Below are 25,147 nucleotides of genomic sequence, written 5' to 3' on the forward strand. Positions count from 1 at the left end.
GGCCCGTGAGCCTCGAGGACCGGGATGCGTTGCGGCTGCTGCGCGACGCCTTCGCCACGAAGGACTCGGGCACTACGGAGACCAACGAACTGGTCCGCCGCTTCTACACCCACTGGTTCGCCCTCGACGTCTCGGTGCGCGACCTGTTCCCACCCGAGATGGACGCGCAGCGGGCCGCCTTCGCGCACGCGTTGCACTGGGTTTACGGGGAACTGGTCGCGCAGCGCGCCGCCGAGCCGGTGGCCTTCCTCGCCCAGCTCGGCCGGGATCACCGCAAATTCGGGGTGCTGCCGAGCCATTACGACTCGCTGCGGCGCGCGCTGCATGCGACGCTGCGTGACCACCTCGGCGACGCTTGGACTGATGCCGTCGAGGCGGCCGCCAGTCAGTCGCTCAACCTGATCACCGGGGTGATGAGCGGGGCCGCCGACGCCGACGAGGGACCCGCCTGGTGGGACGGCACGGTCATCGAGCACACGCGGGTCTCGCGCGACCTGGCCGTCGTCCGGCTGCAGCTCGACCGCCCGATGCACTACTACCCCGGCCAGTACGTCAACGTCCACGTTCCGCAATGCCCGCGGCGCTGGCGCTACCTATCCCCCGCGATCCCGGCGGACCCGGACGGCGGAATCGAGTTCCACATCCGCCAGGTGCCCGGCGGGCTGGTCAGCACTGCGGTGGTCAACGAAACGCGTCCCGGCGACCGGTGGCGGCTGTCCAGTCCCCACGGCGGCCTGCGGGTCGACCGGGACGGCGGCGACCTGCTGATGGTCGCCGGCAGCACCGGGCTGGCGCCGCTGCGGGCGCTGATCATGGACCTCAGCCGCTACGCGGTGAACCCACGGGTGCACCTATTCTTCGGCGCCCGCTACCGCTGCGAGCTCTACGACCTGCCCACGCTGTGGCAGGTCGCGCAGCACAACCCGTGGCTGTCGGTCACTCCGGTCGCGGAGTACGGCCGCGACCCCTCGTGGTCCGCCGACTACCCCGACCCCACGCCACCACGCGGGCTGCACGTGCACCAGACCGGCCGCCTGCCCGACGTGGTGACGAAGTACGGGGGCTGGGGCGACCGGCAGATCCTGATCTGCGGCGGACCCGACATGGTCCGCGCCACCAAGGCCGCCCTGATCGCCAAAGGGGCCCCGCCCGAACGCATCCAGCACGACCCACTGTCCAGGTGAGCCCGAGGTAAAGCCATGCAGATCGTCACCCTGACCGACCCGTCGTCGCCGGTCGCCGCGCAGTTCGTGCCCGGGGCGGGCATGATCGGCACCTCGCTGACCGACTCGGGCGTGGAGTTGCTCGGCCAGCGGCGCGGGCTGGACGCGTACGTCGAAGCGGGCAAGACGATGGGGATCCCGATCCTGTATCCCTGGGCGAATCGGTTGGGCGGCAACACCTACACCGCCGAGAACGCGACGGTGACGCTCACGCCCGGCGAAAACCGGGTGCGCGCCGATCCCAACGGGTTGCCCATCCACGGCACCCTGGCCGCCTACCCCGGCTGGCGGGTCACGGCGCGGTCGGACAACGAGCTGAGCGCCGAGGTCGACTTCGGCGCCGAGCCGGCGTTGCTGGCCAGCTTCCCGTATCCGCATGTGCTCACGGTGACGGTGCGGCTGGCCGAACGGGCGCTGACGGTGGGCACCACGGTCACCGCCACCGGTGACACTGCGGTTCCGCTGTGCTTCGGCTTCCATCCGTACCTGCGCCTGCCGGACGTGCCCCGCGGCGAGTGGGTCATCGAGACGCCGCCGCTGCGGCATTTGCTGCTCGACGACAAGGGGCTGCCCACCGGCGAGTCGGAACCATGCCCCGCGAGGGAGGAAGCGCTGGGCGACAACGCCTTTGACGACGCCTACGACCAGGTGAGCGACGGCGCGGTGTTCGCCGTGTCCGGCGGCGGGCGGCGCCTGGAGGTGCATTTCGAGCGGGGGTACCCGGCGACCCAGATCTTCGCGCCGGCGGGCGACGAGCCGGAGAAGAAGGTGGTGTGCTTCGAGCCGATGACCGCGCCGACCGACGCGCTGCGCCGCGGCGGCTACCGGTGTGCGCGCCCGGGCGAGCCCGCGGTCACGGTGTTCTCCATCTGCGTGTAGCCGCCGTTGCGGAACGCTCATTTTCACATGCGCTAAACGGTGCCCGGCGGGTAAGGTTTCTCAATCCCGGGCAGGAGGAGCAGGTGAGCCCTGGCAACAGCGGTGAATCGATCGACGATTTGCTCGACCGCGCGGTGCGCGCCCTCAACGAAGGCGACCGCGCGACCGCCACGTCGTTGGCAGGGCAAGTCCTTGCGGTCGACCGGGGCAACCCGGAGGCGGAGGACCTTCTGGCCGCGCCGGCTCGCCACGGCGAGATTCGCCGGCTGACCATCATGTTTGTCGACCTGGTCGAATCGACGGCGCTGTCCACCCGGTTGGAACCCGAGCCATACCACACCCTGGTAGGGCGGTACCGCGACGAGGTGCGCCGCGCGGTCGACCGCTACGGAGGCCACATCGGCTCGATCAAGGGCGACGGGCTGTTGGTCGTGTTCGGCCACCCGACGGCGCATGAGCACGACGTCCGCCGTGCGGTCGCGGCGGGGCTGGACATCACCCGTGCGGTCGCGCGGCTCAGCGAGCGGGCCCAACGCGTCTTCGGCGTGGCCATCGACGTGCGGGTCGGCGTCCACCGCGGCCTGGTCTACCTCGACACCGAGCAGGACGACGTCTACGGGTTCGCCGCCAACCTCGCCGCGCGTCTGTGCAGTGTGGCCGAGCCCGGCACGGTGGTGGTCTCGGAGGCCGTCGCCCCGCTGGTGCGGGACTCGTTCGAACTCCACCAACGTTCGGCCGTCGCCGTCAAGGGCGTCGAGGCGCCGATCACCCCTCATCGGGTGCTCGGTGAACACGCGGAGGGGCCACCACCCGGGTCACCTCCCCTGATCGGGCGCGACCACGAGCGGGACCGGCTGCAGCACGCCTGGGATCTGGCCCGCGCGGGGACGCTGACCACTCCGGGCGTGGTGCTGCGCGGTGAGCCGGGAATCGGCAAGACCCGGCTCGCGACCGAGATCGCCCGGATGGTCAAGGACTCCGGCGGCACCGTCATAGAGCTCAGGGGCTCCCCGTTGCACACCGACAGCGGCCTGCATCCGGTGCGCAGGCTGATGGAACGGCGCTGCGGGATCACCCGGCTGACCGACGGCGCCGAGCGGATGCGCTTGCTGGAGTCCGAATTGAGCGCGTGCTCGCTGGATCCGGCCCGCACGGTGCCGCTGTTGGCGCCGGTGCTGGGCATTGCGCCCGAGCACGGTTATCGCCCGGTGGCCGTCGAGGGCCGCGCCCTCTACCAGTTGATCGGCGAAACGGTGCACCAGTACGTGACGGCGTGCCTGCGTCAGGAACCGGGCCTGGTCATCGCCGAAGACGTCCACTGGTTCGACTCGTCGACCGTGGAGCTGCTCGGCTCGCTGCTGGCGCGCGCGAACGGCCAAGTGCTGGTGGTGATGACCGGCCGTGAGGACGACTGGATTCAGAAGGGTTGGGCGACAGAGGTTTTCGAGTTGAGGCCGCTGACCGATGAGCAGTCCGACACGTTGATCGAGGCGCTCGACCCGACGCTGTCGCACGCCCGCCGCGGCCAAGTGCGCGACTGGTGCGACGGGATCCCCCTTTACATCGAGCACGTCGTGGCGGGCATGCGCGCGGCGGGCGACCAACCGGCGGTGCCGGAGGCGCTGTATGCGCCCCTGTTCGCGCGATTGCATGCGCGCCCCGATGTCGTGCCGGTAGTCGAGGCGGCCGCCGTGATCGGGCGCGCCGGCGACCTGCAGCTCCTTCGGTCGGTGGCCAGAGGCCGCACCGCCGATGTCGACGACGTCGTCGCCGAGCTGGTGCGGGCGCGCGTGCTCGAACGGCGCGGCACCCACGGCTGGCGGTTCCGCCACGAGCTGCTCCGGCAGGTGGCGACCGAGCTGGCCCCGCCATCGCTGTGCCGCTACCTGCATAATCGGACCGCCCGGGCGTTGGCCGAGACGGCAACCGCCGCCGAACCGGACTGGCGGGTGGTCGCCGCCCACTTCGCGCAAGCGCACCGGTACGAGGACGCCGTCGAGGCTTACCGAAAGGCGACGGTCAACGCCCGCCGCCGCGGCGCCGTCGTGGAGGCACTCACGTGCCTGACCGCGGCGCTCGAGCAGCAAGCCCACTGCGCCGAGGGCCCCGCGCGGGACCGCTCGGAGATCGCCATCCGGCTGGAGCGGGGGTTCCTTGCCGGCACCGTGCAAGGCAGCCAAAGCGGCGAGGGACCCGCCGATTTCAAACGGTGCCTGGCACTGGCGAGCGACGGCAACTATAAGGACGAGTTGTTCGGCGCGCTGTGGGCGCTGGTCAGTTACTACATGCCGCGGGCCGATCTGCGCCGGGCGCACGAGCTGCTGGACTCGCTGTCTGCCCGGACGACTGACGACCGGTCCTGGAATCGCCCGGCCACCGCGTCGACGTTGGGTTCGGTCACCTGGCTGGAGGGCGACTTCGCCGCCGCGCGCACACATCTGCTGGCGGCGCTGGTTGATCCTTCCGCCGCCGATCCGCGGGTGCTGGAGACGGCCTTTTGGGTGGCCGTCGACCCGGTCGCGAACGCACACACTTTCCTGGCCCTGACCCACATGGTCTTCGGAGACCTCGACCGCGCCGACGCTGAGTTTGCCCGCGCGCTGGGGCGGTGCGACGAGCTGGACTTTCCCCGGAACGCGCACAACCGGGCGCACACGCACTACATGCAAATCTGGGTTTGCCTGGAGGCGGGCCGGCTCGAGCAGGCAACCGCTCTGGTCGGCGACCTTCGCCGGTTGAGCGAGCAGTCGGGGCTCGATCTGTGGCAGTGGGTCGGCAGGACCCAGCACGCCACCGTCAAGGCGCTCGCCGCGCTTGCCGCGGGTGCTGACGCCGCCGCACTGACGGAGCAGGCCGAAAAGCTGGCGCAGCGGGTGGACGGGTCGCGGCTGATGAGTCTGAACAGCTACCTCACGTACCACGACGCGGTCATCGGTCGCCTCCTGGTGGCCGCAGGCCAGCCGGAGAAGGCGCGCGAGCGGCTGGACATGTCGCTGCGCCACGCGCAGGAGACGGGCATGCGCTTCTACGACGCCGAGGTGCTGCGCGTGCGCGCCCACACGTTCGCCGGGCCGGGGGAACGCCGCGCCGCACTGGCCGAAGCGATCAAGTGCGCACGCCATCAAGGCGCGACACTTTTCGAATTGCGTTGCCTGATCGATTCTTTCGATCTCCTCGGGGAGGGCAGCCGGTCGGAGCTGGTTGATGCTGTGCGGCGCTTCGGCGATGCCGGTCCATGGCCGGAACTGGCAAAGGCGCAACAGATTCTGTCGTGACTAACCGCCGCGACAGGATCAGTGCTGCCCCTTCCCCGCCTTCTCGGGGCACCTCGAAATCCCCTCCAGCGCATCGAGGTTGGTGCGAACGTCGTCGCACTCGTGCTTGGCGACGGCGCGGACGAGCCGGGGGAACGGCGACCACCGCCCGGACGGTTGCAGATACCAGGAACTCAGCGTCGCGGTCCACGCCTCCTGGTGTACCGCCTTCTCCTTCGCAGTCGGCGGATTTATCGCCATGTAGCGGGCGAAACGCCAAGCCCCCGCACGCATTTTCGTCAGCTGCCCCTGCATGACGCGGATTTCGTCCGGTATCAGCAACCGCAGCCAGCGGAGCTCGGGGGAAAGCTGCTGGACCTCCTTGTTGATACCGGGGATCTGCCTGCACAGCAGCTCGTTGACGCGGTCGTAATCCTGCCTCAGCGAGTCCGGCCAGTCGCCCGCAACCGTCAAAAGGGCGAGACCCAGGTCGAAGCTGATGTGTGCGTTCAGGCCGGCCAACATGTACTGCACAATGATCGCCTGGTGGTCCGGGTCGCCGACGAATGCGACCTCCCAGGGAAGCGTGAGCCCCTCGAACTCGTCCGGGTAGAAGTAGGCGTTCAACGCGTTGAAGTACCGTTTGGCGAAGGCCACGTCGAGCCGCTCGATGCGGGGCGCGTCGACGAACCTCTCGTGGTTGATCGCGTCCCGGATGGCGAGAGTGACCCGCCGGTAGAGGACGGCGAAGTAACCGATGCCGCTCTGCGCTTCTTTGGCCCAGTCGATGACCTGATCGATATTGCTCAAGACGTCGTCGATGGTGCCGGGTTCTTGTAGGCGGTCCAGTACCAGTGGGCCGGCAGGCGCGGGGGCAGACATGTCGGAAGACCCTCCAATTCGATCGATTTCAGTCGATGCCCGCACCAGCGTGGACCGGCGGACGTGGCGCGGTCACGAGTAGCCGACTACTCCACTCTCAGCCGGACAGCTCCCAGCTGCGGGCGAGGTGATCGGGCATGGCGAACGGCGCGCGCTCCCCGCCGCGCTCGAGCCTGAACAACCCGTGGACCAGGTCGTAACCGAAGGGGCGAGCCATGCGCGAGACCAGTTCGTATCGGGGTGAGTCGCGCTCGGTGCGGCCGAAGACGTGCACAAAGATCCATTTGTTGGCCCGGGCAAGCCGCCCGATCTCGGGCAGCGCCGACTTCGGCACGTCCAGCATGTCGGCGACGTCGTCGCCGATGAGGTGACGAATCAATGGCGGGATCGTGTCGTCGAAGCGGTGGAAGGGTGTCATCTCGTCCATCAGGTCGAGCAGCGCCTTGGTCATGTCCTGCCCCTCGGGCGACGCCCTGAACTGCCTGCGCCGGATGGCGTCGACGAGTGCCTTGGCATCGTCGATTCCGTCCACCCGCAGCTCGTCGTCGATGCCCATCAATTGGCCGATGACGTTCCACAGATGCAGGTAGGCGTCGACGTCCTTAGCGGGCAGGCGAACGCCCAGCCGGGGCAGCGAGTCGGCGACGATGTACGAGAACACGAGCTTCGTCCCGGCGAGGTCCTCCTGGTTGATCGGCGTGCCCCAGTCGGGATGCCACAGCGGCGGCTGTTTCGTGCGTGCCGCCTGCTCGTTGCGGGCCTCGATCAGCTGCCGCACGGCGGCATGCATCAGCCGGACGCGCTGGATGGTGCGCCGGCCCTTTCCGTGTTCGTCGAGCCCGCCAACGCTGAGCACGTCCATGAGGAACTGGCCGGTCTCCATCACCCGCCGCCGGGCGTCCGTGTCGAGCCGGGCGGTCAGGTAGAGCACCTTCACGCCGTCGGCTGCCGCGTACGACGCGGGGAGGGATGCGCAGAACAGGCACAGGGTGATCAGCACGCCCCAGGTCTCGTACAGCTGCTGCCCGCGCTTGATCTTGCCCATGTCGGCCCACTCGGGCAGGGGATGGGTCTCGGCCAGATAGGCCCGGATCTCTTCCGGCAAGTCGTCCGGCACCAGCTGGTCGTTGCGCACAAGCGTGCGCATGATCGCGTTGACCGCGTCGACGCCGTGCGACTCGAGCACCGCCCTGACCGGCTTGTCTGCCAGGTCATCGCCCGTGTGCCGCATGCGATCCAGCAGTGCGTCAGTCCATCTGGAGCTCGTGTTGGTGCCCGACATGGACGCAGCTTGGCAGGCGTCGCACGCTTCGTTAAGCGTAGTCGGCTACTCCACCAGCCGACCCTTGCGCGGCTGCCACACCACCACAGCGGTGCTCTTGGGCGCCACGACCACGTCGCGGCGCTGCCCGGCGCGCAACGTCGCCAGCTCCTCGTTCAGCTCCTTCACGCGCGACTGCAGCGCCTCCACGTGGTTGGTCAGCTCGATGATGCGCTTGATGCCGGCCAGGTTGACGCCCTCGTCCTGCGACAGCCGCTGCACCTCACGCAGGAGGTCGACGTCGCGCTCGGAATAACGGCGTCCCCCGCCGGGGGTGCGGCTCGGGCTGACCAGCCCGAGGCGGTCGTAGGTGCGCAGCGTCTGCGCGTGCATGCCGGCCAGTTCGGCCGCCACCGAGATCAGGAAGGTGCGGGCCTCCTTCGGGTTCCTGCCTCTGGCCATCAGCGGTTACCCGCCCATCCCGCGCGCGGATTGAAGCCGCTGGACCGCTCGGCGGCCGCGTAGGCCTCCAGCGCCTCCTGGGCGGCGCCCTCCACGTTCGGCGGCACGGCCACCTTCACGGTGACGAGCAGGTCACCGTTGCCGCCGCCGCGCTTGGGCACACCACGACCACGTACCCGCAGGATGCGGCCGTCGGCGGTGCCCTTGGGCACCCGGACGCCGACCTTGCCGTCCAGCGTGGGAACCGAAAGCGTTGAACCCAAGGCCAATTCGGTGAAGCTGACGGGAACGGTCACGGTGAGGTCGTTGCCGTCGCGGCCGAAGACCTTGTCCGGTCGCACGTGCACCGTCACGTACAGGTCGCCCGACGGCGCACCGCGCAACCCCGCCTCGCCCTGTCCGGGCAGCCGGATCCGTTGCCCGTCCTCGACGCCGGGCGGGATCCGCACGTTGATGGTGCGGGTGCGGGTGGTCACGCCGGTGCCTTTGCACTCGTCGCACGGGTGCTCGATGATCGAGCCGCTGCCCCGGCAATCGGTGCAGGGTTCGGAGAACCCGAACGCGCCCTGGTTGCGGTTGATTACCCCGGAGCCGTTGCAGCTGGGGCACACCTTCGGGCTGGTGCCCGGGCGCGCACCGCTGCCATGGCAGTTGGTGCACGGCGCGGGGCTGGTAAGGCGCAGCGGCATCGCCACGCCCTTGGCCGCCTCGACGAAGTCGAGTTCGGTCTCAGTTTCCAGGTCGTTGCCGCGTCGCGGCCGGCTGGGCCGGGGACCGGCACCGCGGCCGAACAGGCCGCCGAACAGGTCACCGATATTGGCGCCGCCGCTTCGGCCGGCGGCGTCGAACAAGTCGCTGAGGTTGAACTCGGCGCCGTCGCCGCCGACGTCGAAGCTGAAGCCGCTGCCGCCGTCGAACCTGCGTCCGCCGAACCCGCCGCCTGCGAACAGGCGGCGGGTTTCGTCGTACTCCTTGCGCTTGGCCGGATCCGACAGGACGTTGTGCGCCTCCGACACCGCCTTGAATCGTTCGCCGGCGGCGGGGTTGTCGGGATTAGCGTCCGGGTGCAGGTCGCGCGCCAGCTTGCGGTAGGCGCGTTTGATCTCTTCGGGACTGGCGTCAGAGGAGACGCCCAGCTCCTTGTAGAAGTCCTTTTCGACCCATTCTCGCTGGGCCATGCTGCGTCACCCCCTCTCACCTTTCCGTTGTGTTGTGCTGATTGTGTGGTCTATTCACCGGACGCGCCGGGCTTATCGTCCGATTCGGCCGGCTGGGCCGCCGCGGCACCCTCGTCCGCGACCGTGTCGACGACGCCGACCAAAGCGTGCCGCAGGACCTGGTCGCCCAGCTTGTAACCCTGCCGCATGACCGTGCCGATCACCGGCTTGGCGCCGTCGCCGCCGTCGCCCTCGTGCTGCACGGCTTCGTGCAACACCGGGTCGAAGTCCTCGCCTTCCTCGCCGAACGCCGTCAGACCGAGGCCGGTCAGGGCGCTGTCCAGCTTGTCGGCCACCGACTTCAGCGGGCCGGACTCCAGGTCGCCGTGTTTGCGCGCCCGCTCGAGATCGTCGAGCACGCCCAGCAATTGGCTGACGACACCGGCCTTGGCCCGGTCCGCCGCGGCCTGCTGGTCGCGCAGCGCACGCTTGCGGTAGTTGGCGAAGTCGGCCTGGACCCGTTGCAGGTCGGCGAGCAACTCGGTGGCCTTGTCGGCCTCCTCCGGGCTTTCGCCTGCGAACTCCGCCGACGCACCCCCTCCCGGCGCCCCTGATTGTTGGGGGCCGGGAGGGGCGTGCCGTACTTCACCGGTCTCGGGATCGATCCGCCGCTTGTCGGTGACGGTTACCTGCTCCTGTGGATTTCCTTCGGTCACTTGGACTCCCGGTCGTCGTCGACCACCTCCGCGTCCACGACGTCATCGGAGGAACCGGACGGGCCGCCGGGCTCGCCGCCGGTCTGGGCGCCGGCGGCCTGGGTGGCCTCGTAGATGGCCTGGCCGAGCGCCTGGGACTCCTGGCCCAGCTTCTCCATCGCCGACTTGATCGCGGAGATGTCGGTGCCGCCCAGCGCCGACTTGGCCTCGGCGATCGCGCCGTCGACCTTGGACAGCGTCTCCTCGGGAACCTTGGACCCGCCCTCGGCCTCACGCTGGTCCTTGACGAACTTCTCCGTCTGGTAGACCAGCGATTCCGCCTGGTTGCGGATGTCGGCTTCCTCCCGGCGCTGGCGGTCCTCCTCGGCGTGCGCCTCGGCGTCCTTGATCATCCGGTCGATCTCCTCCTTGGACAGGCCGGAGCCCTCCTGGATTTTGATCGTGTTCTCCTTGCCGGTGCCCTTGTCCTTGGCGGTGACGTGCACGATGCCGTTGGCGTCGATGTCGAAGGTGACCTCGATCTGCGGGACGCCGCGCGGGGCCGGCGGGATGCCGGTCAGCTCGAAGGAGCCGAGCAGCTTGTTGTGCGAGGCGATTTCGCGCTCACCCTGGTAGACCTGGATCTGCACCGACGGCTGGTTGTCGTCGGCCGTGGTGAAGGTCTCCGACCGCTTGGTGGGGATCGTGGTGTTGCGCTCGATGAGCCTGGTCATCACGCCACCCTTGGTCTCGATACCCAGGCTCAGCGGCGTGACATCAAGCAGCAGAACGTCTTTCACCTCACCCTTGAGGACACCCGCCTGCAGCGCGGCACCAACGGCCACCACCTCGTCGGGGTTGACGCCCTTGTTGGGCTCCTTGCCACCGGTCATCTCCTTGACCAGGTCCGACACCGCGGGCATCCGGGTGGAACCGCCCACCAGGACCACGTGGTCGATCTCGGAGACCGAGATGCCGGCGTCCTTGATCACCGACTGGAACGGCTGACGGGTGCGGTCCAGCAGATCCTGTGTGATGCGCTGGAATTCGGCGCGGGTCAGCTGCTCGTCCAGGAACAGCGGGTTCTTGTCCGCGTCGACGGTGATGTACGGCAGGTTGATCGAGGTGCTCTGGCTCGAGCTCAGCTCGATCTTGGCCTTCTCGGCGGCCTCACGCAGCCGCTGCATCGCCATCTTGTCCTTGGTCAGGTCGATGCCGCTGGTGCCCTTGAACTTGTCGACGAGCCAGTTGACGATGCGGTCGTCCCAGTCGTCGCCACCGAGGTGGTTGTCACCGCTGGTGGCGCGGACCTCGACCACACCCTCGCCGATCTCGAGCAGCGAAACGTCGAACGTGCCGCCGCCCAGGTCGAAGACCAGGATGGTCTGTTCCTTCTCGCCCTTGTCCAGGCCGTAGGCCAGCGCGGCCGCGGTCGGTTCGTTGACGATGCGCAGCACGTTGAGGCCGGCGATCTGGCCGGCTTCCTTGGTCGCCTGACGCTGGGCGTCGTTGAAGTAGGCGGGCACGGTGATGACCGCGTCGGTGATGTCCTCACCGAGGTACGCCTCGGCGTCGCGCTTCAGCTTCATCAGCACGCGGGCGCTGATCTCCTGCGCGGTGTACTTCTTGCCGTCGATCTCGATGGACCAATCGGTTCCCATGTGCCGCTTGACCGACCGCACGGTGCGGTCGACGTTGGTCACTGCCTGGTTCTTGGCGGGCTGGCCCACCAGGACTTCACCGTTGCGTGCGAACGCGACGATGGACGGAGTCGTCCGCGAGCCCTCGGAGTTGGCGACGACAACGGGGTCACCGCCCTCGAGAACTGCGACGACGGAGTTGGTGGTCCCGAGGTCGATGCCGACCGCACGAGCCATAGTGATTCCTCCTGAGTGTGTAGAGCATTTCTGGTGTCACCACGCTGAGTGAACCCCGCTCAAGCCTGCCCCTTCGGGCTCCCTGGTGTCAAGCAAAGGTTGAGCCTGGCGTACTCAACTTGTTGATCATCCTAACGGTGGGCGGTGACGGCTTGTTCCCGGGCGCCCGCCGGGTGCGCGCCGACGCCCTGAATTCCCACACGGAAACCCTCGATCACAGGCAATTCGGACGGTAGAAGGTTCTGTATGGCCGACGGCGCTTCATTTCCGGTCGGGTATTACGACCTCCATCCGGATGTGACCCTGAATTTTCAGCTGAACCGCTTCTGGAACTGGGTCGGCGAACCACAGATGCTCGACGAGCTGCGGCGGGTCGCCCCCGGCCTGACCACTTACGACGAATGGATTCGTCAGCTGCTCGACCTTGGTGAGCGGGCGCTCGGGCAGGGCCGCATGCTGGCGGGCGCCTACCTGACCCGTGCCGCTGAGTTCTTCATGTCGGCGGCTGACCCGCGCCGCCGAGGCGCCCGCCGAACCTTCCTGGACACCGTGCTGACGCATTTCGGCGTGGCCCCCGACCAACATCACGCCCTGGCCTACGAGGGGACAACCCTGTCGGCGTACCGCTTGTCCCCCGCTTCGCCGCGCGGGGTGATCGTCGTCTTCGGCGGCTTCGACAGCTACATCGAGGAATGGCTGCCGATGCTGCTGGAGTTGCGCCACGCCGGACTGGACGTCGTGGCCTTCGACGGGCCCGGCCAAGGGGCGGCGTTGGACGCGGGGCTCCCGATGACCGCCGAATGGCACAAGCCGGTTGGCGCGGTGCTTGACCACTTCGGTGTCGACGATGTGACCCTGATGGGTTTCTCGCTGGGCGGCTGCCTGGTCATGCGGGCCGCGGCTTACGAGCCGCGGGTGAGCCGAGTCATCGCCGACGACGTTCTCACCGACTTCCTCGCCTGCTTCGCCTACCGGTTGGCCGCGCCGCAAAAAGCGCTCGTGGTCAACGCCGGCCGCCTGCCCGCGGCCGTGTTGGACAGGTTGATAAACCGGGCACGTAGCCGAAACCTGCTGGCCGATTGGGGCATCGGGAACGCCGAAACGGTCTTTGGCGTCCACACCCCGGCCGAGGCGCTGGCCGCAGTGCGCACCATGCGCACCGATGACGTCTCTTCCCGCGTCACCCAGGACGTGTTGCTGATGGCCGGAGCGGAGGATCACTACGTCCCCCTCGCTCAGCTTGGTGCACAGATCAAGACCCTGACGAATGCCCGATCGGTGACGGCACGCGTTTTTACCAGAACCGAGAGCGCTCAAAACCATTGCCAGATAGGAAACTTGGGCCTATCGCTGCGCGTCATTCTCGGCTGGCTCGACGACCAGATCGGCAGTCCCGGCTGACTCGCCGCTCGGCGCCGCGATCTTGTCCCTCGGGTGTGCTGTGACGCCTTTGCGTGTGCGCTCAGGGCGACGACACGCCGCGGAAGTGCGCCGCAGGCACACACTCAACGGCCTCAGTTCACACTCAACGCCCCAAATCCGGGATCATCTCCTCGATCAGCGAGAACACCGCGCGGGTGGCGGCGCCGGTCGGGCGGACCGCCGACATCGCGACGTACAACCGCCAGCAGATGTCGTGATCGGAGATCCGGACCGTCGCCAGCCCGGCATCGCCGATCTCGTCGAGGATGAACCGGCTGAGAAATCCGATCCCGATGCCGTTGCGGATGTGGGTCGCGGTGGTGCCGATATCGGCGACCTCGAGGGCGATCGTGCGCTGCACCCCCGCGGCGGCGAACGCGCGGTCGACCACCGCCCGGTTGCCGTACCCCGGCGGCCCGTCGACGAACGACATCCCGGCCGTCTCGGCCAGGGGCACCGACCCCCGCCGCGCCAGCGGATGACCGTCCGGGACGACCAACAGCAACTGGAAGGCGGCGACGAGCCGGGTGTGCAGGTCGCCCGGCGGCCCGTCGGGAAAAACGACGAGGGCGACGTCGAGGTTGCCGTCGCGGAGTTGCTGCGCCAGGCCCGCGGAACCGGCTCGCGCGGAACGCAATTGGACCAGCACGCCGGGATGCCGGGCGTAGAGCTCGGCGAGCAGCGTCGGCAGGTCGATGACGTTGATCGACGTCAGCGTTCCCAGGGTGACGGTGCCGCGGACGGCCCCGCCGGTGGCGGCGACGGCCTCCTTGGCCGCGCGGGCGGCGTCGATGGTCGCGCGGGCGTGAGGCGCCAGCTCCTGTCCCGCCGGGGTGAGCGTCACCCCCGCCGAGCCCCGCACGAACAGTTCCGCGCCGAGCTCGCGTTCGAGCGCCTTGATCGTCGCGGACACCCCGGATTGGACGACGTGCAGACGCTTGGCGGCGCGGGTGAAGCTGAGGGTGTCCGCGACAGCCAGGAAATACTCCAGCTGGCGAAGCTCCACCGGGCAATTATCACCGCCGGTGATGGCTTCCATCAGAAATTTTCGTTGGCGCCTGACGGTTGGGTCAATTTAGCGTTCGCAATTGGCTCGCGTCGATCCCAATCCCCTCAACCGGACGGTGCGCTTTATGAATTTGCAGGCTCCCAGTCTCACCCGGACCCGGACCCGCTGGTCCTCGGCATCCACCGACGACCAATTCGTCGTGCAGAACCCGGCGACGGGCCGGACGGTCACCGTCGTCCAGGGCGCGGGGCCCGAGGAGGTGGACCAGGCGGTGCGCCGGGCCCACGCCGCGCACCTGAACTGGAAGCAGCGCCCGGCCCGGGAACGCGGCCGCTACCTGCGGCAGATCGCCGAGGTCATCCGCGCCCACGCCGACGAGATCGCCGCGCTGGAGACCCTGGAAATGGGCAAGCCGATCACCCAGGCGCGCAATTTCGACGTCGAAGTCGCGATCGCGATCTTCGAGTACTTCGGCGGCTTGGTGGAGGCGCTGCCCAGCCAGGCCCGTGACTACGGCCCGGTTCTGGACGTGACCACGCTGGAACCCTACGGCGTGATCGCGTGCATCGTGCCGTTCAACTGGCCGCCCATCCACACCGCCGGGAAGATCGCGCCGGCCCTGGCCGTCGGCAACGCCGTCGTGCTCAAACCGCCGGAGCAGACGCCCTCGGTGGTGTTGCGCATGGTCGAGCTGATCCAGTCGGTCCTGCCCGACCACGTCGTGCAGGCCGTGCCCGGCAAGGGTGAGGTGGGCGCCGCGCTGGCCGGGCACCGGCTGGTGGGCAAGGTTTCCTTCACCGGATCCCCGCGGACGGGCGCGGCGGTGCTGCGGACCGCGGCCGGCAACCTCACCCCGGCGCTGATGGAGCTCGGCGGAAAGAACCCGCTGGTGGTCTTCGACGACGCCGACCGGCACGAGGCGCTGCTGGCCGCCGTCGACGGGGGCTTCTTCAACCAGGGCGAAGCCTGCACCGCGGCATCGCGAATCCTGGTGCAGCAGAGCGTGTACGAGGAGTTCGAGGAGAAGTTGTGCACCGCGGTGAGCCGGCTGCGGGTCGGTGACGGCGCCGACCCCGCGACCGACGTCGGGCCACTGGTCACCCGCAAACAGCAGAAGCAGGTCCTGGACTACCTGCGGATCGGCGTGGCCGAGGGCGCCCGCATCGCCGCCCAGGCGCCGCTGCCCGAGGATCCCCGGTTGGCCGACGGCTTCTATGTCCCCCCGACCGTCCTGACCGACGTGACCCCCGCGATGCGGGTGGCCCGCGACGAGATCTTCGGCCCAGTGGTCACCCTCATTCCCTTCACCGACGAGGACGAGGCGGTGCGCATCGCCAACGCCACGCCGTTCGGGCTGGTGGCGGCGGTGTTCACCCAGGACGGCGATCGGGCGCTGCGGGTGAGCCGGCGGATCCGGGCCGGCGCCGTCTTCGTCAACAACTATCACCGGATTTCTATCGGCACCGGCTTCGGCGGGGTCGGCCACAGCGGGTTCGGGCGCGAGCACGCCCAGGAGACGCTGGCCGAGTACGGGTACACCAAGACGATCCGGCTGGCCGCCAAACGCGAGGAGCTGTCGTACTGGAGCGCCGCCGCCAGGGTGCTGGCGGGCTAGGCATCAAGTGCGGGTTATCGCGCTCGAAGAGCATTACGCCACAACGGAATTCCTGAAGGGGCCGGGCCGCTGGCTGGCGTCGCGCACGGGCATCGTCGAACCGATCAGCGATCTCGGTGACGGCCGCATCGCGGCGATGGACGATGCCGGCGTCGACGTGGCGGTGCTGTCGCTGGCCGCGCCGGGCGTCGAACAGCTGGACGGGCCGGAGGCCGTTCGGCTCGCGCGCGAATGCAACGACGAGCTCGCGGCGGCGTGCGGGCGGTACCCGGATCGGCTGGCCGGCTTTGCCGCCTTGCCGATCAGCGCGCCCGAGGAGGCCGCCGAGGAGCTCGAGCGGACGGTGCGGGGGCACGGCTTCGCCGGCGCCGTGATCAACGGCCACAGCCGGGGGCGCTACCTGGACGACCCGTTCTTCGATCCCGTCCTGTCGCGGGCGGCCGGGCTGCGCGTCCCGATCTACCTGCATCCGACCATCCCGCCGGTGCGCGTCATCGAGGCCAGCTACGCGGGCTTCTCCGCGGAGGTCACGTTCGCACTGGCCACCGTGGGCTGGGGGTGGCACATCAACACCGCCACGCACGTGCTGCGCGTGATACTCGGCGGCGTGTTCGACCGCTACCCCGAGCTGCAATTCATCATCGGTCACATGGGGGAGGCGACGTCGTTCATGTTGCCGCGGTTCGACGCGACGCTGAAACCGGAGCTGACCGGCCTGCGACACCCCGTCAGCACCTACCTGCGGCGAAACCTCAACTACACCTTCGCCAACTTCAACGACGAGGCGACCTATGCCAATCTGGTCGCGCAGGTCGGCATTGGGCGAGTGTGCTTTTCGGCCGACTACCCGTTCGGGTCGATGGTCGCCGCCCGCGCATTTTTCGACGGCCTGCCGCTGGGCGACGACGACCGGGCCCTCATCGGCCACCGCAACGCCGAACGGTTGCTGCGCCTCTGACTCCGGTTTGCTGTCGGCGAGCATGCGGCCGCGTTCATGGGTTAGCCTGAGCTGTCCCGAAGTCACCACGGGCAGGAGCTCGATGCCAGAGCAAGACAGCGCCGCCGCGCGGCTCGCGCGCGAAGACGCGGGCTATCACAAGGGCCTCAAAAACCGACAGATCCAGATGATCGCCCTCGGTGGCGCCATCGGAACCGGCCTTTTTCTGGGTGCCGGCGGGCGGCTGGCCTCGGCGGGACCCGGGCTGTTCTTGGTCTACGGGGTGTGCGGCATCTTCGTGTTCCTGATCCTGCGAGCCCTCGGCGAGCTGGTGCTGCACCGCCCGTCGTCGGGATCGTTCGTCTCCTACTCCCGCGAATTCTTCGGAGAGAAACTGGCTTTCGTCGCGGGCTGGATGTACGTCCTGAACTGGTCGATGACGGGGATCGTGGACACCACGGCGATCGCGCACTATTGCCACTACTGGCAGGCCTTCCACGCCGTCCCGCAGTGGACCCTGGCGTTGATCGCGCTGATCCTGGTGTTGTCGATGAACCTGATCTCGGTCAAGGCCTTCGGCGAGCTGGAGTTCTGGGCGTCGTTGATCAAGGTGCTGGCGCTGGTGACCTTCCTCGTCGTCGGCACCGTCTTTCTGGTCGGGCGGTTCAAGGTCGACGGTCACGACACCGGGCCCGGGCTGTGGGACAGCCACGGCGGGCTGGTGCCCACCGGCCTGCTGCCGTTGGTGCTCGTCACCTCGGGGGTGGTATTCGCCTACGCCGCAATCGAACTGGTCGGCATCGCGGCAGGCGAAACGGAGAACCCGGAGAAGATCATGCCGCGCGCGATCAACTCGGTGGTGTTCCGCATCGCGGTCTTCTACATCGGGTCCACCGTGCTGTTGGGGCTGCTGCTGCCCTACACCGCCTACAAGGCCAACGTCAGCCCGTTCGTGACGTTCTTCTCCAAGGCCGGCGTCAGCGGTGCGGGCAGCGTGATGAACGTGGTGGTTCTGACGGCCGCGCTGTCGAGTTTGAACGCGGGTCTGTATTCCACGGGCCGGATCCTGCGGTCGATGGCGATCAACGGCAGCGGCCCGAAGTTCACCGCGCCGATGTCGAAGAACGGTGTGCCGTACGGGGGGATCCTGCTCACGAGCGGTGTGGGTTTGTTGGGCATCGTGCTCAACGCCGTCAAACCCAGCCAAGCCTTCGAAATCGTGCTGCACATCGCCGCCGTGGGCATCGTGTTCGCCTGGGGGACGATCGTGGCGAGCCAGCTGCAGTTCTACCGGCTGGCGAAGGCCGGGATGGTGCAACGGCCGAACTTCCGGATGCCGCTGGCCCCGTACAGCGGCTACCTCACGCTGGCTTTCCTGGCCGGCGTCGTGATCCTGATGTACTTCGACAAGGTCCAGGGCCCATACCTGCTCGGCGCGACGGTCATCGGCGTCCCCGCGCTGATCGCGGGCTGGTTCCTGGTCCGCAACCGGGTGCGGGTCGCCCAGGACACCGGCGTGCCGGCCTCACCGCCCACCGACCCATCCGTGGCGGCTTAGGGCTCGTCGCAGGGCTCGTCGATATCCCACCCGCCGGCGAGGTCGCCGCACTCGACGTTCTCGACGTCGGCCCTGCCGCCCAGGTAGGCCGCCGCGCCCCGATCCCCCGACAGCCGGCGCAGCACCGCGGGCCAGTGCCGCCGCGCCAGCACCACGGGGTGGCCGGGCCGCCCGGCGAAGTACGCGCGCGCCAGGCCGCTGCGGGACGACGCCGCGCGGGCCAGGACCCGGGCCACCACGGCGGGACCGACGTCCGGGGTGTCGATGACGTGCAGCACCGCGTAGTCGGCGTGCATGCGGTCGGCCTCGGCCAGGCCGGTGCGCACCGACGCGCTCAGCCCGTCGCGCCAGTCCCGGGCGACGACCGAGGTGACCCCCGGCGGGGCCGCGACCTCGACGGCGCCCAGGACCAGGACGACGCCGGCGCAGCCGCCCTGCTGCAGCGCGTGGACCGCGGCGTCCAGCCAGCCGTCCACCAGGACTTTCGGCTTGCCGTAGCGCCGTCCCGCCCCCGCGGCGAGCAGCACCCCGACGCCGTGCGGTGCCGGGCCTCTCGACTGTGATAACGGCACTCTCCTATGATGACATTGAGCTTCTCACTCAGCGACAACCCATGGAGCGCGATGACTCAGGACGTGCAAGCCCCCTCCGCTCCCACGCCCCGGTACGCCGGCACCCGCGTCCAGCGGGTGGAAGACGGCCGGCTGCTGACCGGCCGCGGCGGCTTCGTCGACGACGTCTCGCGGCACGGCATGCTGCACGCCTGCTTCGTGCGCAGCCCGTTCGCGCGCGCCCGGATCAACGGCATCGACGCCTCGGCGGCGCTGGCACTGCCCGGCGTGCGCGCGGTGTTCATCGCCGCCGACCTCAACCCCGATGCCCACGAGGCGTGGCATGCCGTCGCGGGCAGGGACGTCCCGGACACCCCGCGCCCGCCGCTGGCCGAGGGTGAGGCGAAGTTCGTCGGCGACCCGGTCGCGCTGATCGTCGCCGAGAGCCGGTATGTCGCCGAGGACGCGCTGGAGCTGGTCGACGTCGACTACGAGCCGCTGCCCGCGATCGTCGACTTCACCCGGGCGCAGTCCGCCGATGTGCTGGTGCACGAGAGCTACGCGAACAACGTCGCGGGCGGGATGGGCGGCGCGCCACCTGACGAGGAAGTCTTCGCGTCGGCGGCGTGCGTGGTGAAAGAGAACATCTACCAACAGATTTACGCCCCGGTGCCGATCGAGACCCGCGGTCTGGTGGTCGAATGGGCGGCCGCTTCGGGCGAGCTCACCCTGTGGGCGTCCACACAGACGCCGCACGAGCTGCGCGCCTTCTGTGCGCGGCTGTTAGGGATTGCGGCGCAAAGGGTTCGGGTGATCACGCGCGACACCGGCGGCGGCTTCGGCCAGAAGGTCGTCCCGATGCGCGAGGACATGTGCATCATGCTGGCCGCCCGCAAGGTGCCGGCGGCGCTGAAGTGGATCGAGGACCGGCGCGAGAACCTGATGTCGGCCGGCCAGGCCCGCCACGTCGACGGCACCGGCCGGCTGGCGTTCGACGAGGGCGGCAACATCCTGGCGGCCGACATCGACTTCGTCCAGGACATCGGCGCCTACCCGACGCCCTACCCGGTGCTGACCACCGCGGCCATCGGCATGTTCTTCCCGGGCCCCTACCGCGTGCCCAAGGCCAGCTTCAACTACAAAACGGTCTTCACCAACACCAGCGGCCTGGCCGCCTACCGCGGGCCATGGCAGTACGAAACGCTGGCGCGCGAAATCCTGCTCGACATCGCCGCGCGCAAGATGAACCTCGACCCGGTCGAGCTCCGCCGCCGCAACCTGTTGCGCCGCGACGAGATGCCCTACTTCAACCCCAACGGCATCCCGTACGACCACGTCGCCCCCAGCGAGACGTTCGAGCAGGCCGTGAAAATCCTTGACCACGAAGGGTTTCGCAAGGAGCAGCGCGAGGCGCTGGCACAGGGCCGCTACCTCGGCCTGGGATTCTCGGCCTACATCGAGCCGACCGGGGCGGCGACGGGGCATCTGGCCACCGAGGGCTGCAGTATGCGGATGGAGCCGACGGGCAAGATCAACGTCTACGTGAACGGCGGCTCGAGCGGAAACAGCCTGGAAACCACAGTGATTCAGCTGACCGCCGACGCCCTGGGCGCCGACATCGACGACGTCGCCACCATCCAGGGCGACACCGCGATCACGCCGTACGGGGCGGGAACCCAGGGCAGCCGCAGCGGCCCGATGACCGCCGGGGCCGTCGAGGAGGCCGGAAAGATCCTGCGCGAGAAGATCGTGGCGCTGGCGGCCCACCACCTCAAGGTGGCCGAATCCGAAGTGGTGCTGGGTAATTCGACCGCGGCGGTGCGCGGCGACCCGTCGCAGCAGGCGAGCTTCGGCCAGCTGGCCTACGTCGCCTATTACTCGCCGCAGGCGCTGCCGCCCGGAATGTCGCCCGACCTGGAGGCCACCGCCCGCTACGTCGCCAAGGCGCCCATCCTGTGGTCCAACGCGACCCACGCCTGCACCTGCGAAGTGGACGTGGAAACCGGCAAGGTCACGCTGCTGCGCTACATCGTCAGCGAGGACGTCGGGCCGATGATCAACCCGGCCATCGTGGAGGGCCAGATCGCCGGCGGCACGGTGCAGGGCATCGGAGGCGCGCTGATGGAGGACCTCGCCTACGACGACGAGGGCAACCCGCTGGCAACGACTTTCGTCGACTACCTGCTGCCGACGGCCACCGAGGTCCCGCCGATCGAATTCGGCCACGTCGAGATCCCCGGCCCCGGGCCCGGCGGCTACAAGGGCGCCGGCGAGGGCGGGGCCATCGGCTCGGTGCCCGCGGTGATCAACGCCATCAACGACGGCCTGGCGCCGCTGGGCGTGACGATTACCCGGCTGCCCGCCAGCCCGGCGTCGATCGCGGCGCTGCTGAGCGAGGCGCTGCGGAGCGAGGCGGCCCGGTGAAACCCGCCTCGTTCGATTACCACCGCCCCGACACCATTGACGACGCCGTCACGCTGCTGGCCGAGTTGGGCGATGATGCCAAAATCCTGGCGGGCGGCCAGAGCCTGGTCCCGATGCTGGCGATGCGGCTGGCCTACTTCGACCACCTCATCGACATCTCCCGGCTGGCCGAGCTGCGGGGCATCGAGCGGCGCGGCCACGAGCTCTGGATCGGCGCGGGCACCACCGAGACCACCGTGGGCGCCGATGACCAAGTGCGCCAGGCGGTTCCGTTGCTGACCCGGGCGACGCCGTTCGTCGGGCATTTTCAGATCCGCAACCGCGGCACCCTCGGCGGGTCGATCGCCCACGCCGACGCCGCGGGCGAATACCCCGCGGCGGCGCTGGCGCTGGACGCGGTGATGGAGGTGCTGTCGCCGCGCGGGCGGCGGGAGATCGCCGCCGCGGACTTCTTCGCCGGTCTGTGGGAAACCACGATGGACTCCGATGAGGTGCTGACCGGCGTGCGATTCCCCGTCCGGGACGGCCGGTCGGGGTTCTCTGTTCAGGAATTCTCGCGCCGCCACGGCGATTTCGCGATCGCGGGCGCGCTGGTGGCCGTGCAGCTCGACGGTGACGACCGGGTGTCCCGCTGCGGGATCGGGCTGCTGGGCCTGGGGTCGGTGCCCGAGCGCGCGGCGGCGGCCGAGGGAGCGGTCATTGGGAAGCTGGCTGACGAGCTGGCACCTCAGGAGATCGGCCGGGCGGCGATGACGGATCTCGAGGACGTTCCGACCGACCTGCAGGCCTCGGCGTCGTACCGCACCGAGGTGGGCGCCACGATGGTCGCGCGCGCCTGGAACGAGGCCATCAACGAAGCACTCGCGGGGGCAGCCCATGCATGAACAACCGATCCGGTTGTCGGTGAACGGAACTTCGGTCACCGACAGCGTCGAACCGCGCATGACGCTGGTGGACTTCCTGCGCGACAAGTGCGGGCTCACCGGCACCCATCTGGGCTGCGAGCACGGGGCGTGCGGCGCCTGCACGGTGCTCGTGGACGGCGACGCCGTCCGGTCGTGCCTGATGTTCGCGATCCAGGCGGACGGCCTGGAGGTGACGACGGTCGAGGGCATCGCCTCGCCCGACGGCACCTTGTCGCCCGTCCAGTCGGCGCTGCGGGAGTGCCACGGGCTGCAATGCGGCTTCTGCACGCCGGGTTTCGTGACGTCGCTGACGGCGTTGCTGCGCGACAACCCGGATCCCACCGACGACGAGATACGCGAGGGCCTGTCCGGGAACTTCTGCCGCTGCACGGGTTACCAGGGCATCGTCGCGGCCGCGCACCGGGCCGCCGCGCTCGGGTCGGTCACGCAGCGGTAAACCTGCGCCATCGGCTCGGCATCGATAGGGCCGTGCTTACAGTAACTTTCGCCGCTTGTTGCGTACTCTAAGCGCTGGATCTGAGGATTTACGGGAGCGGCGGGTGCAGTTATCGCAGAAGGTGCGGCGGAGTCTGGCCGGGGGCTCGCTGCTGCTCGTCCCCCTGCTGGCCAGTCCCGCGTTGATCAACGGCTGCACCTCCACCATCGAGGGCAGGCCCGTCGCCGCGCCGGGGGCGGGGCCGGTCGAACCCACCTTCCCCACACCGCGCCCGAGCGTCACGACGCCGGCGCCGAGCACGAGCGCGACCGCGGCCCCACCGCCGGGCCCGACCGGCCCGGCAAGCCCGACCACGCCGCCGGCCGGAGCCATCCCGCTGCCGCCCGACCACAACGGCTACGTCTTCATCGAGACCAAGTCCGGCGTGACCCGCTGCCAGATCAACACGGAGACCGTCGGCTGCGAGGCGCCGTTCACCAATTCCCCGCTGCAGGACGGCGAGCACGCCAACGGCGTGAGCATCAGCGCCGGCGGCAACGTGCAGTGGGTGCTGGGTAACCTGGGCGCCATCCCGACGGTCACCATCGACTACAAGACCTACGCCGCGCAGGGCTGGACCATCAACGCGACCGAGGACGGCACCCGCTTCACCAACGACCGCACACACCACGGCATGTTCGTCAGCGTCGACAAGGTCACCACGTTCTGAGCGGGTCCGGCGGCGCCGGTTACGGCACAAGGCTTCCCAGGTCGCCGAGAACCGTTGAGGCCTGACCTATGACGGCGAACGCTTCGAAGGCCCCGGCCAACGGGATGAGGTAGGTGTCGGTCGCGATGGGCTGGCCGATGGCGGCGACGAGGTCACCCGTCTGGAGTCCGTTGGCGAAGAGGGTCAAGTCGTACGCAGGCAGGCTGGTCAGCAGGCCGTTGGCGACATCGACCGTGGGCAGCAGGGTCGCGTAGGCGTCCGCGGCCGCGCCGGACAGCGTGTTGACCGTGTTGTAGACGTTGTCGGCGAGGCTCACCGGTGAGAGCGCGGAGACGATGTCGGACGGGCTGGGCAACGTGATGGCTGATGGCCCTGACGAGGGCATGGTGAGCGAGCCCAGAGACGTCCCGAACGACCCGGTGCTGGAGAATTCAGCGGATACGTCGTGCATGAAGTCGGTGATGCCCTGCTGAGTTCCCGACACGAGCAGCCCCGGCACCTTTTCCACGTCGCTCAGGGGCGGGAACAGCCCGAACTCGGTGGGCACGTCGGCGAAGCCCTGTGACCAGCCGTAATTCGGGTCGCCGTAGCCGAGGTTGACCAGCACCTTCAGGTCCGGTTGGAGCAGGTCGGCCAGGGGGTTGCCGACCACCGGGATCGATCGCAGCGGCTCCAGCAGCGGCAGGTTCTGGGTGGGGATCATGTTGTACGTGGTCATGGTGGGGCCGGAGGTCGGCAGTTGAATCGCCGTTGCGAGCTGGGTGGGGGTCAGATCCGTGTACGTGGGGTGCACGTAATAAATCCCCGCGAGCGAGTTGAGATCCGACAGCAAATCGATCGGGTACTGCGGGACATCGGCGAACCCATCGTATTCCTGCGTCCAGATGGTGGTCGGGTACAGGTTGGAGGGAGTGGGGCCGTTGAACGTGATACCGAGAGCCGGGATGCTCAGGGGGTAGAGCCGTTCGAAAAGGCCGCCGTTGGGGGCGTTGGGATCGCCGGTAAGCACGAAGGAGACCGCCGAAGTCGGCACATGCTGGGCCGCCAGCAGGGGCATCACCATGGACGAAATCGTCGAACTCTGCGACTCTCCTTTGACGACGAGGGTGTTGCCCGCGGCGACCTGCTGCAAAATCGTTTGATCCAGGATCTGGACGCCTTGAGCTTCCGATACGTCCAGCGTCAAACTCTTCACCCCGGTGTAGAGCCCGTAATTGCCTTCAGGTGTGAACAGCGCCTGCGACGTGAAATTTGGGAAGTAAGGCTCGATGTAGAGGGCAAAATTTTTCGCGATGAAGTCCAGGGTGGGTATGGGCTCCCCGCTGCCGCCCATGATCAACGCCACGTTCTCGGCGCTGGTCGCGCCACCCCCGCTGAGCGGGCCGCCGGCCCCAGTCGCCGCGTTGACCGCAGTCAGCAGCTGTCCCAAACGCGAGGCGCTGGCCGCCTCGGCTCCCGCGTAAGCCTCCGCGCCCGCCGTCAGCGCCCGCAGGAACTGCTTGTGAAACGCCGCCGCCCGGGCACTTAACGCCTGATAAGCCTGGGCCTGGCTGGAAAACAGCGAGGCGATGGCCGCCGACACCTCATCACCCGCGGCGGCCACCACATTGGTGGTGGGGGCCGCCGCCGTCGCATTGGCCGCGCTCAACATCGAGCCGATGTTTTCCAGTTGCGCGGCCGCCTGGTCTACGAACTCCGGCACCACCGTCACCAAGGACATAGCTCGTCTCCCTCGGCCGACAGCGATCCCCCGTGATCTCGAGGAGAAGCGTACCGGGGAGCGACCTTTCGGGTCCCGACTTTCGCGGAAACTGAGCGCACAAACGACGGTCACTGCGACATGAACTTCTGAGAAGTTCGTATGTGGTCT

General features: G+C 68.7%; 20 protein-coding genes. 11 read left to right on the forward strand and 9 right to left on the reverse strand.

Annotated features, from left to right (window positions below; all coding sequences use genetic code 11):
• Positions 1-5: 5 nt before the first annotated feature.
• The 3 genes from VMD50_RS01060 to VMD50_RS01070 all read left to right on the forward strand — a co-directional run bounded on the left by VMD50_RS01060 (position 6) and on the right by VMD50_RS01070 (position 5,377).
• Positions 6-1,184, forward strand: a complete 1,179-nt coding sequence (locus VMD50_RS01060; RefSeq protein WP_325423992.1) for an FAD-binding oxidoreductase — start codon at positions 6-8, stop codon at positions 1,182-1,184.
• A gap of 15 nt (positions 1,185-1,199) precedes the next feature.
• A complete protein-coding gene (locus VMD50_RS01065; protein WP_325423994.1) occupies positions 1,200-2,102 on the forward strand; it encodes an aldose 1-epimerase in 903 nt (300 codons plus the stop codon).
• An 83-nt stretch (positions 2,103-2,185) separates the two neighbouring features.
• Positions 2,186-5,377 (forward strand): adenylate/guanylate cyclase domain-containing protein, encoded by a 3,192-nt coding sequence (locus tag VMD50_RS01070; RefSeq protein ID WP_325423996.1) that lies wholly within the window; start codon positions 2,186-2,188, stop codon positions 5,375-5,377.
• Between the two features lie 18 nt (positions 5,378-5,395).
• On the opposite strand, the gene VMD50_RS01075 is transcribed toward VMD50_RS01070, so the two are convergent.
• The 6 genes from VMD50_RS01075 to dnaK all read right to left on the reverse strand — a co-directional run bounded on the left by VMD50_RS01075 (position 5,396) and on the right by dnaK (position 11,690).
• The gene (locus VMD50_RS01075) at positions 5,396-6,238 is read right to left on the reverse strand and encodes a DUF5995 family protein (RefSeq protein ID WP_325423998.1); all 843 of its coding nucleotides are present in this window, start codon (positions 6,236-6,238) and stop codon (positions 5,396-5,398) included.
• A gap of 97 nt (positions 6,239-6,335) precedes the next feature.
• Positions 6,336-7,520: an oxygenase MpaB family protein gene (locus tag VMD50_RS01080; RefSeq protein ID WP_325424000.1), complete on the reverse strand. Its 1,185-nt coding sequence runs from the start codon at positions 7,518-7,520 to the stop codon at positions 6,336-6,338.
• A 45-nt stretch (positions 7,521-7,565) separates the two neighbouring features.
• Complete coding sequence (locus tag VMD50_RS01085) at positions 7,566-7,961, reverse strand: heat shock protein transcriptional repressor HspR (protein ID WP_325424002.1); 396 nt, start codon at positions 7,959-7,961, stop codon at positions 7,566-7,568.
• Positions 7,961-9,139, reverse strand: coding sequence for a molecular chaperone DnaJ (gene dnaJ / locus VMD50_RS01090; RefSeq protein WP_325424004.1), 1,179 nt, complete (start codon positions 9,137-9,139; stop codon positions 7,961-7,963). Before dnaJ ends, VMD50_RS01085 begins: the two co-directional genes overlap by 1 nt.
• Positions 9,140-9,189: 50 nt before the next feature.
• The gene (gene grpE, locus VMD50_RS01095) at positions 9,190-9,834 is read right to left on the reverse strand and encodes a nucleotide exchange factor GrpE (RefSeq protein ID WP_325424006.1); all 645 of its coding nucleotides are present in this window, start codon (positions 9,832-9,834) and stop codon (positions 9,190-9,192) included.
• On the reverse strand, positions 9,831-11,690 hold the full coding sequence (gene dnaK, locus VMD50_RS01100; RefSeq protein WP_325424008.1) for a molecular chaperone DnaK: 1,860 nt from the start codon (positions 11,688-11,690) through the stop codon (positions 9,831-9,833). Before dnaK ends, grpE begins: the two co-directional genes overlap by 4 nt.
• Before the next feature lie 246 nt (positions 11,691-11,936).
• On the opposite strand from dnaK, the gene VMD50_RS01105 reads away from it, so the two are divergent.
• A complete protein-coding gene (locus VMD50_RS01105; RefSeq protein WP_325424010.1) occupies positions 11,937-13,091 on the forward strand; it encodes an alpha/beta hydrolase in 1,155 nt (384 codons plus the stop codon).
• A gap of 124 nt (positions 13,092-13,215) precedes the next feature.
• Here VMD50_RS01105 and VMD50_RS01110 read toward each other — a convergent pair whose 3' ends face one another.
• Positions 13,216-14,151, reverse strand: coding sequence for a LysR family transcriptional regulator (locus VMD50_RS01110; RefSeq protein ID WP_325424011.1), 936 nt, complete (start codon positions 14,149-14,151; stop codon positions 13,216-13,218).
• A 49-nt stretch (positions 14,152-14,200) separates the two neighbouring features.
• Here VMD50_RS01110 and VMD50_RS01115 point away from each other — a divergent pair, with 49 nt between their 5' ends.
• The 3 genes from VMD50_RS01115 to VMD50_RS01125 all read left to right on the forward strand — a co-directional run bounded on the left by VMD50_RS01115 (position 14,201) and on the right by VMD50_RS01125 (position 18,231).
• Entirely contained in the window at positions 14,201-15,736 is a 1,536-nt protein-coding gene (locus VMD50_RS01115; RefSeq protein WP_325424013.1) for an aldehyde dehydrogenase family protein, read from the forward strand.
• 7 nt (positions 15,737-15,743) lie between these two features.
• Positions 15,744-16,694 (forward strand): amidohydrolase family protein, encoded by a 951-nt coding sequence (locus tag VMD50_RS01120; protein ID WP_325424015.1) that lies wholly within the window; start codon positions 15,744-15,746, stop codon positions 16,692-16,694.
• 82 nt (positions 16,695-16,776) lie between these two features.
• Positions 16,777-18,231, forward strand: a complete 1,455-nt coding sequence (locus tag VMD50_RS01125; protein WP_325424017.1) for an amino acid permease — start codon at positions 16,777-16,779, stop codon at positions 18,229-18,231.
• Here VMD50_RS01125 and VMD50_RS01130 read toward each other — a convergent pair.
• Complete coding sequence (locus VMD50_RS01130; protein WP_325424018.1) at positions 18,228-18,803, reverse strand: nucleotidyltransferase family protein; 576 nt, start codon at positions 18,801-18,803, stop codon at positions 18,228-18,230. The two genes, VMD50_RS01125 and VMD50_RS01130, sit on opposite strands and share 4 nt — an antisense overlap.
• 51 nt (positions 18,804-18,854) lie before the next feature.
• On the opposite strand from VMD50_RS01130, the gene VMD50_RS01135 reads away from it, so the two are divergent.
• The 4 genes from VMD50_RS01135 to VMD50_RS01150 all read left to right on the forward strand — a co-directional run bounded on the left by VMD50_RS01135 (position 18,855) and on the right by VMD50_RS01150 (position 23,277).
• Entirely contained in the window at positions 18,855-21,206 is a 2,352-nt protein-coding gene (locus VMD50_RS01135; protein ID WP_325424026.1) for a xanthine dehydrogenase family protein molybdopterin-binding subunit, read from the forward strand.
• Positions 21,203-22,090: an FAD binding domain-containing protein gene (locus tag VMD50_RS01140; protein WP_325424020.1), complete on the forward strand. Its 888-nt coding sequence runs from the start codon at positions 21,203-21,205 to the stop codon at positions 22,088-22,090. The genes VMD50_RS01135 and VMD50_RS01140 overlap by 4 nt, the downstream gene beginning before the upstream one ends.
• Positions 22,083-22,568, forward strand: coding sequence for a (2Fe-2S)-binding protein (locus tag VMD50_RS01145; RefSeq protein WP_325424022.1), 486 nt, complete (start codon positions 22,083-22,085; stop codon positions 22,566-22,568). The genes VMD50_RS01140 and VMD50_RS01145 overlap by 8 nt, the downstream gene beginning before the upstream one ends.
• 133 nt (positions 22,569-22,701) lie before the next feature.
• Positions 22,702-23,277, forward strand: a complete 576-nt coding sequence (locus tag VMD50_RS01150; RefSeq protein ID WP_325424028.1) for a hypothetical protein — start codon at positions 22,702-22,704, stop codon at positions 23,275-23,277.
• A 19-nt stretch (positions 23,278-23,296) separates the two neighbouring features.
• On the opposite strand, the gene VMD50_RS01155 is transcribed toward VMD50_RS01150, so the two are convergent.
• Positions 23,297-24,997, reverse strand: a complete 1,701-nt coding sequence (locus tag VMD50_RS01155; protein WP_325424024.1) for a PE family protein — start codon at positions 24,995-24,997, stop codon at positions 23,297-23,299.
• Between the last annotated feature and the right edge of the window lie 150 nt (positions 24,998-25,147).

Source organism: Mycobacterium sp., assembly GCF_035506235.1.
In the GTDB taxonomy this organism is placed as follows: domain Bacteria; phylum Actinomycetota; class Actinomycetes; order Mycobacteriales; family Mycobacteriaceae; genus Mycobacterium.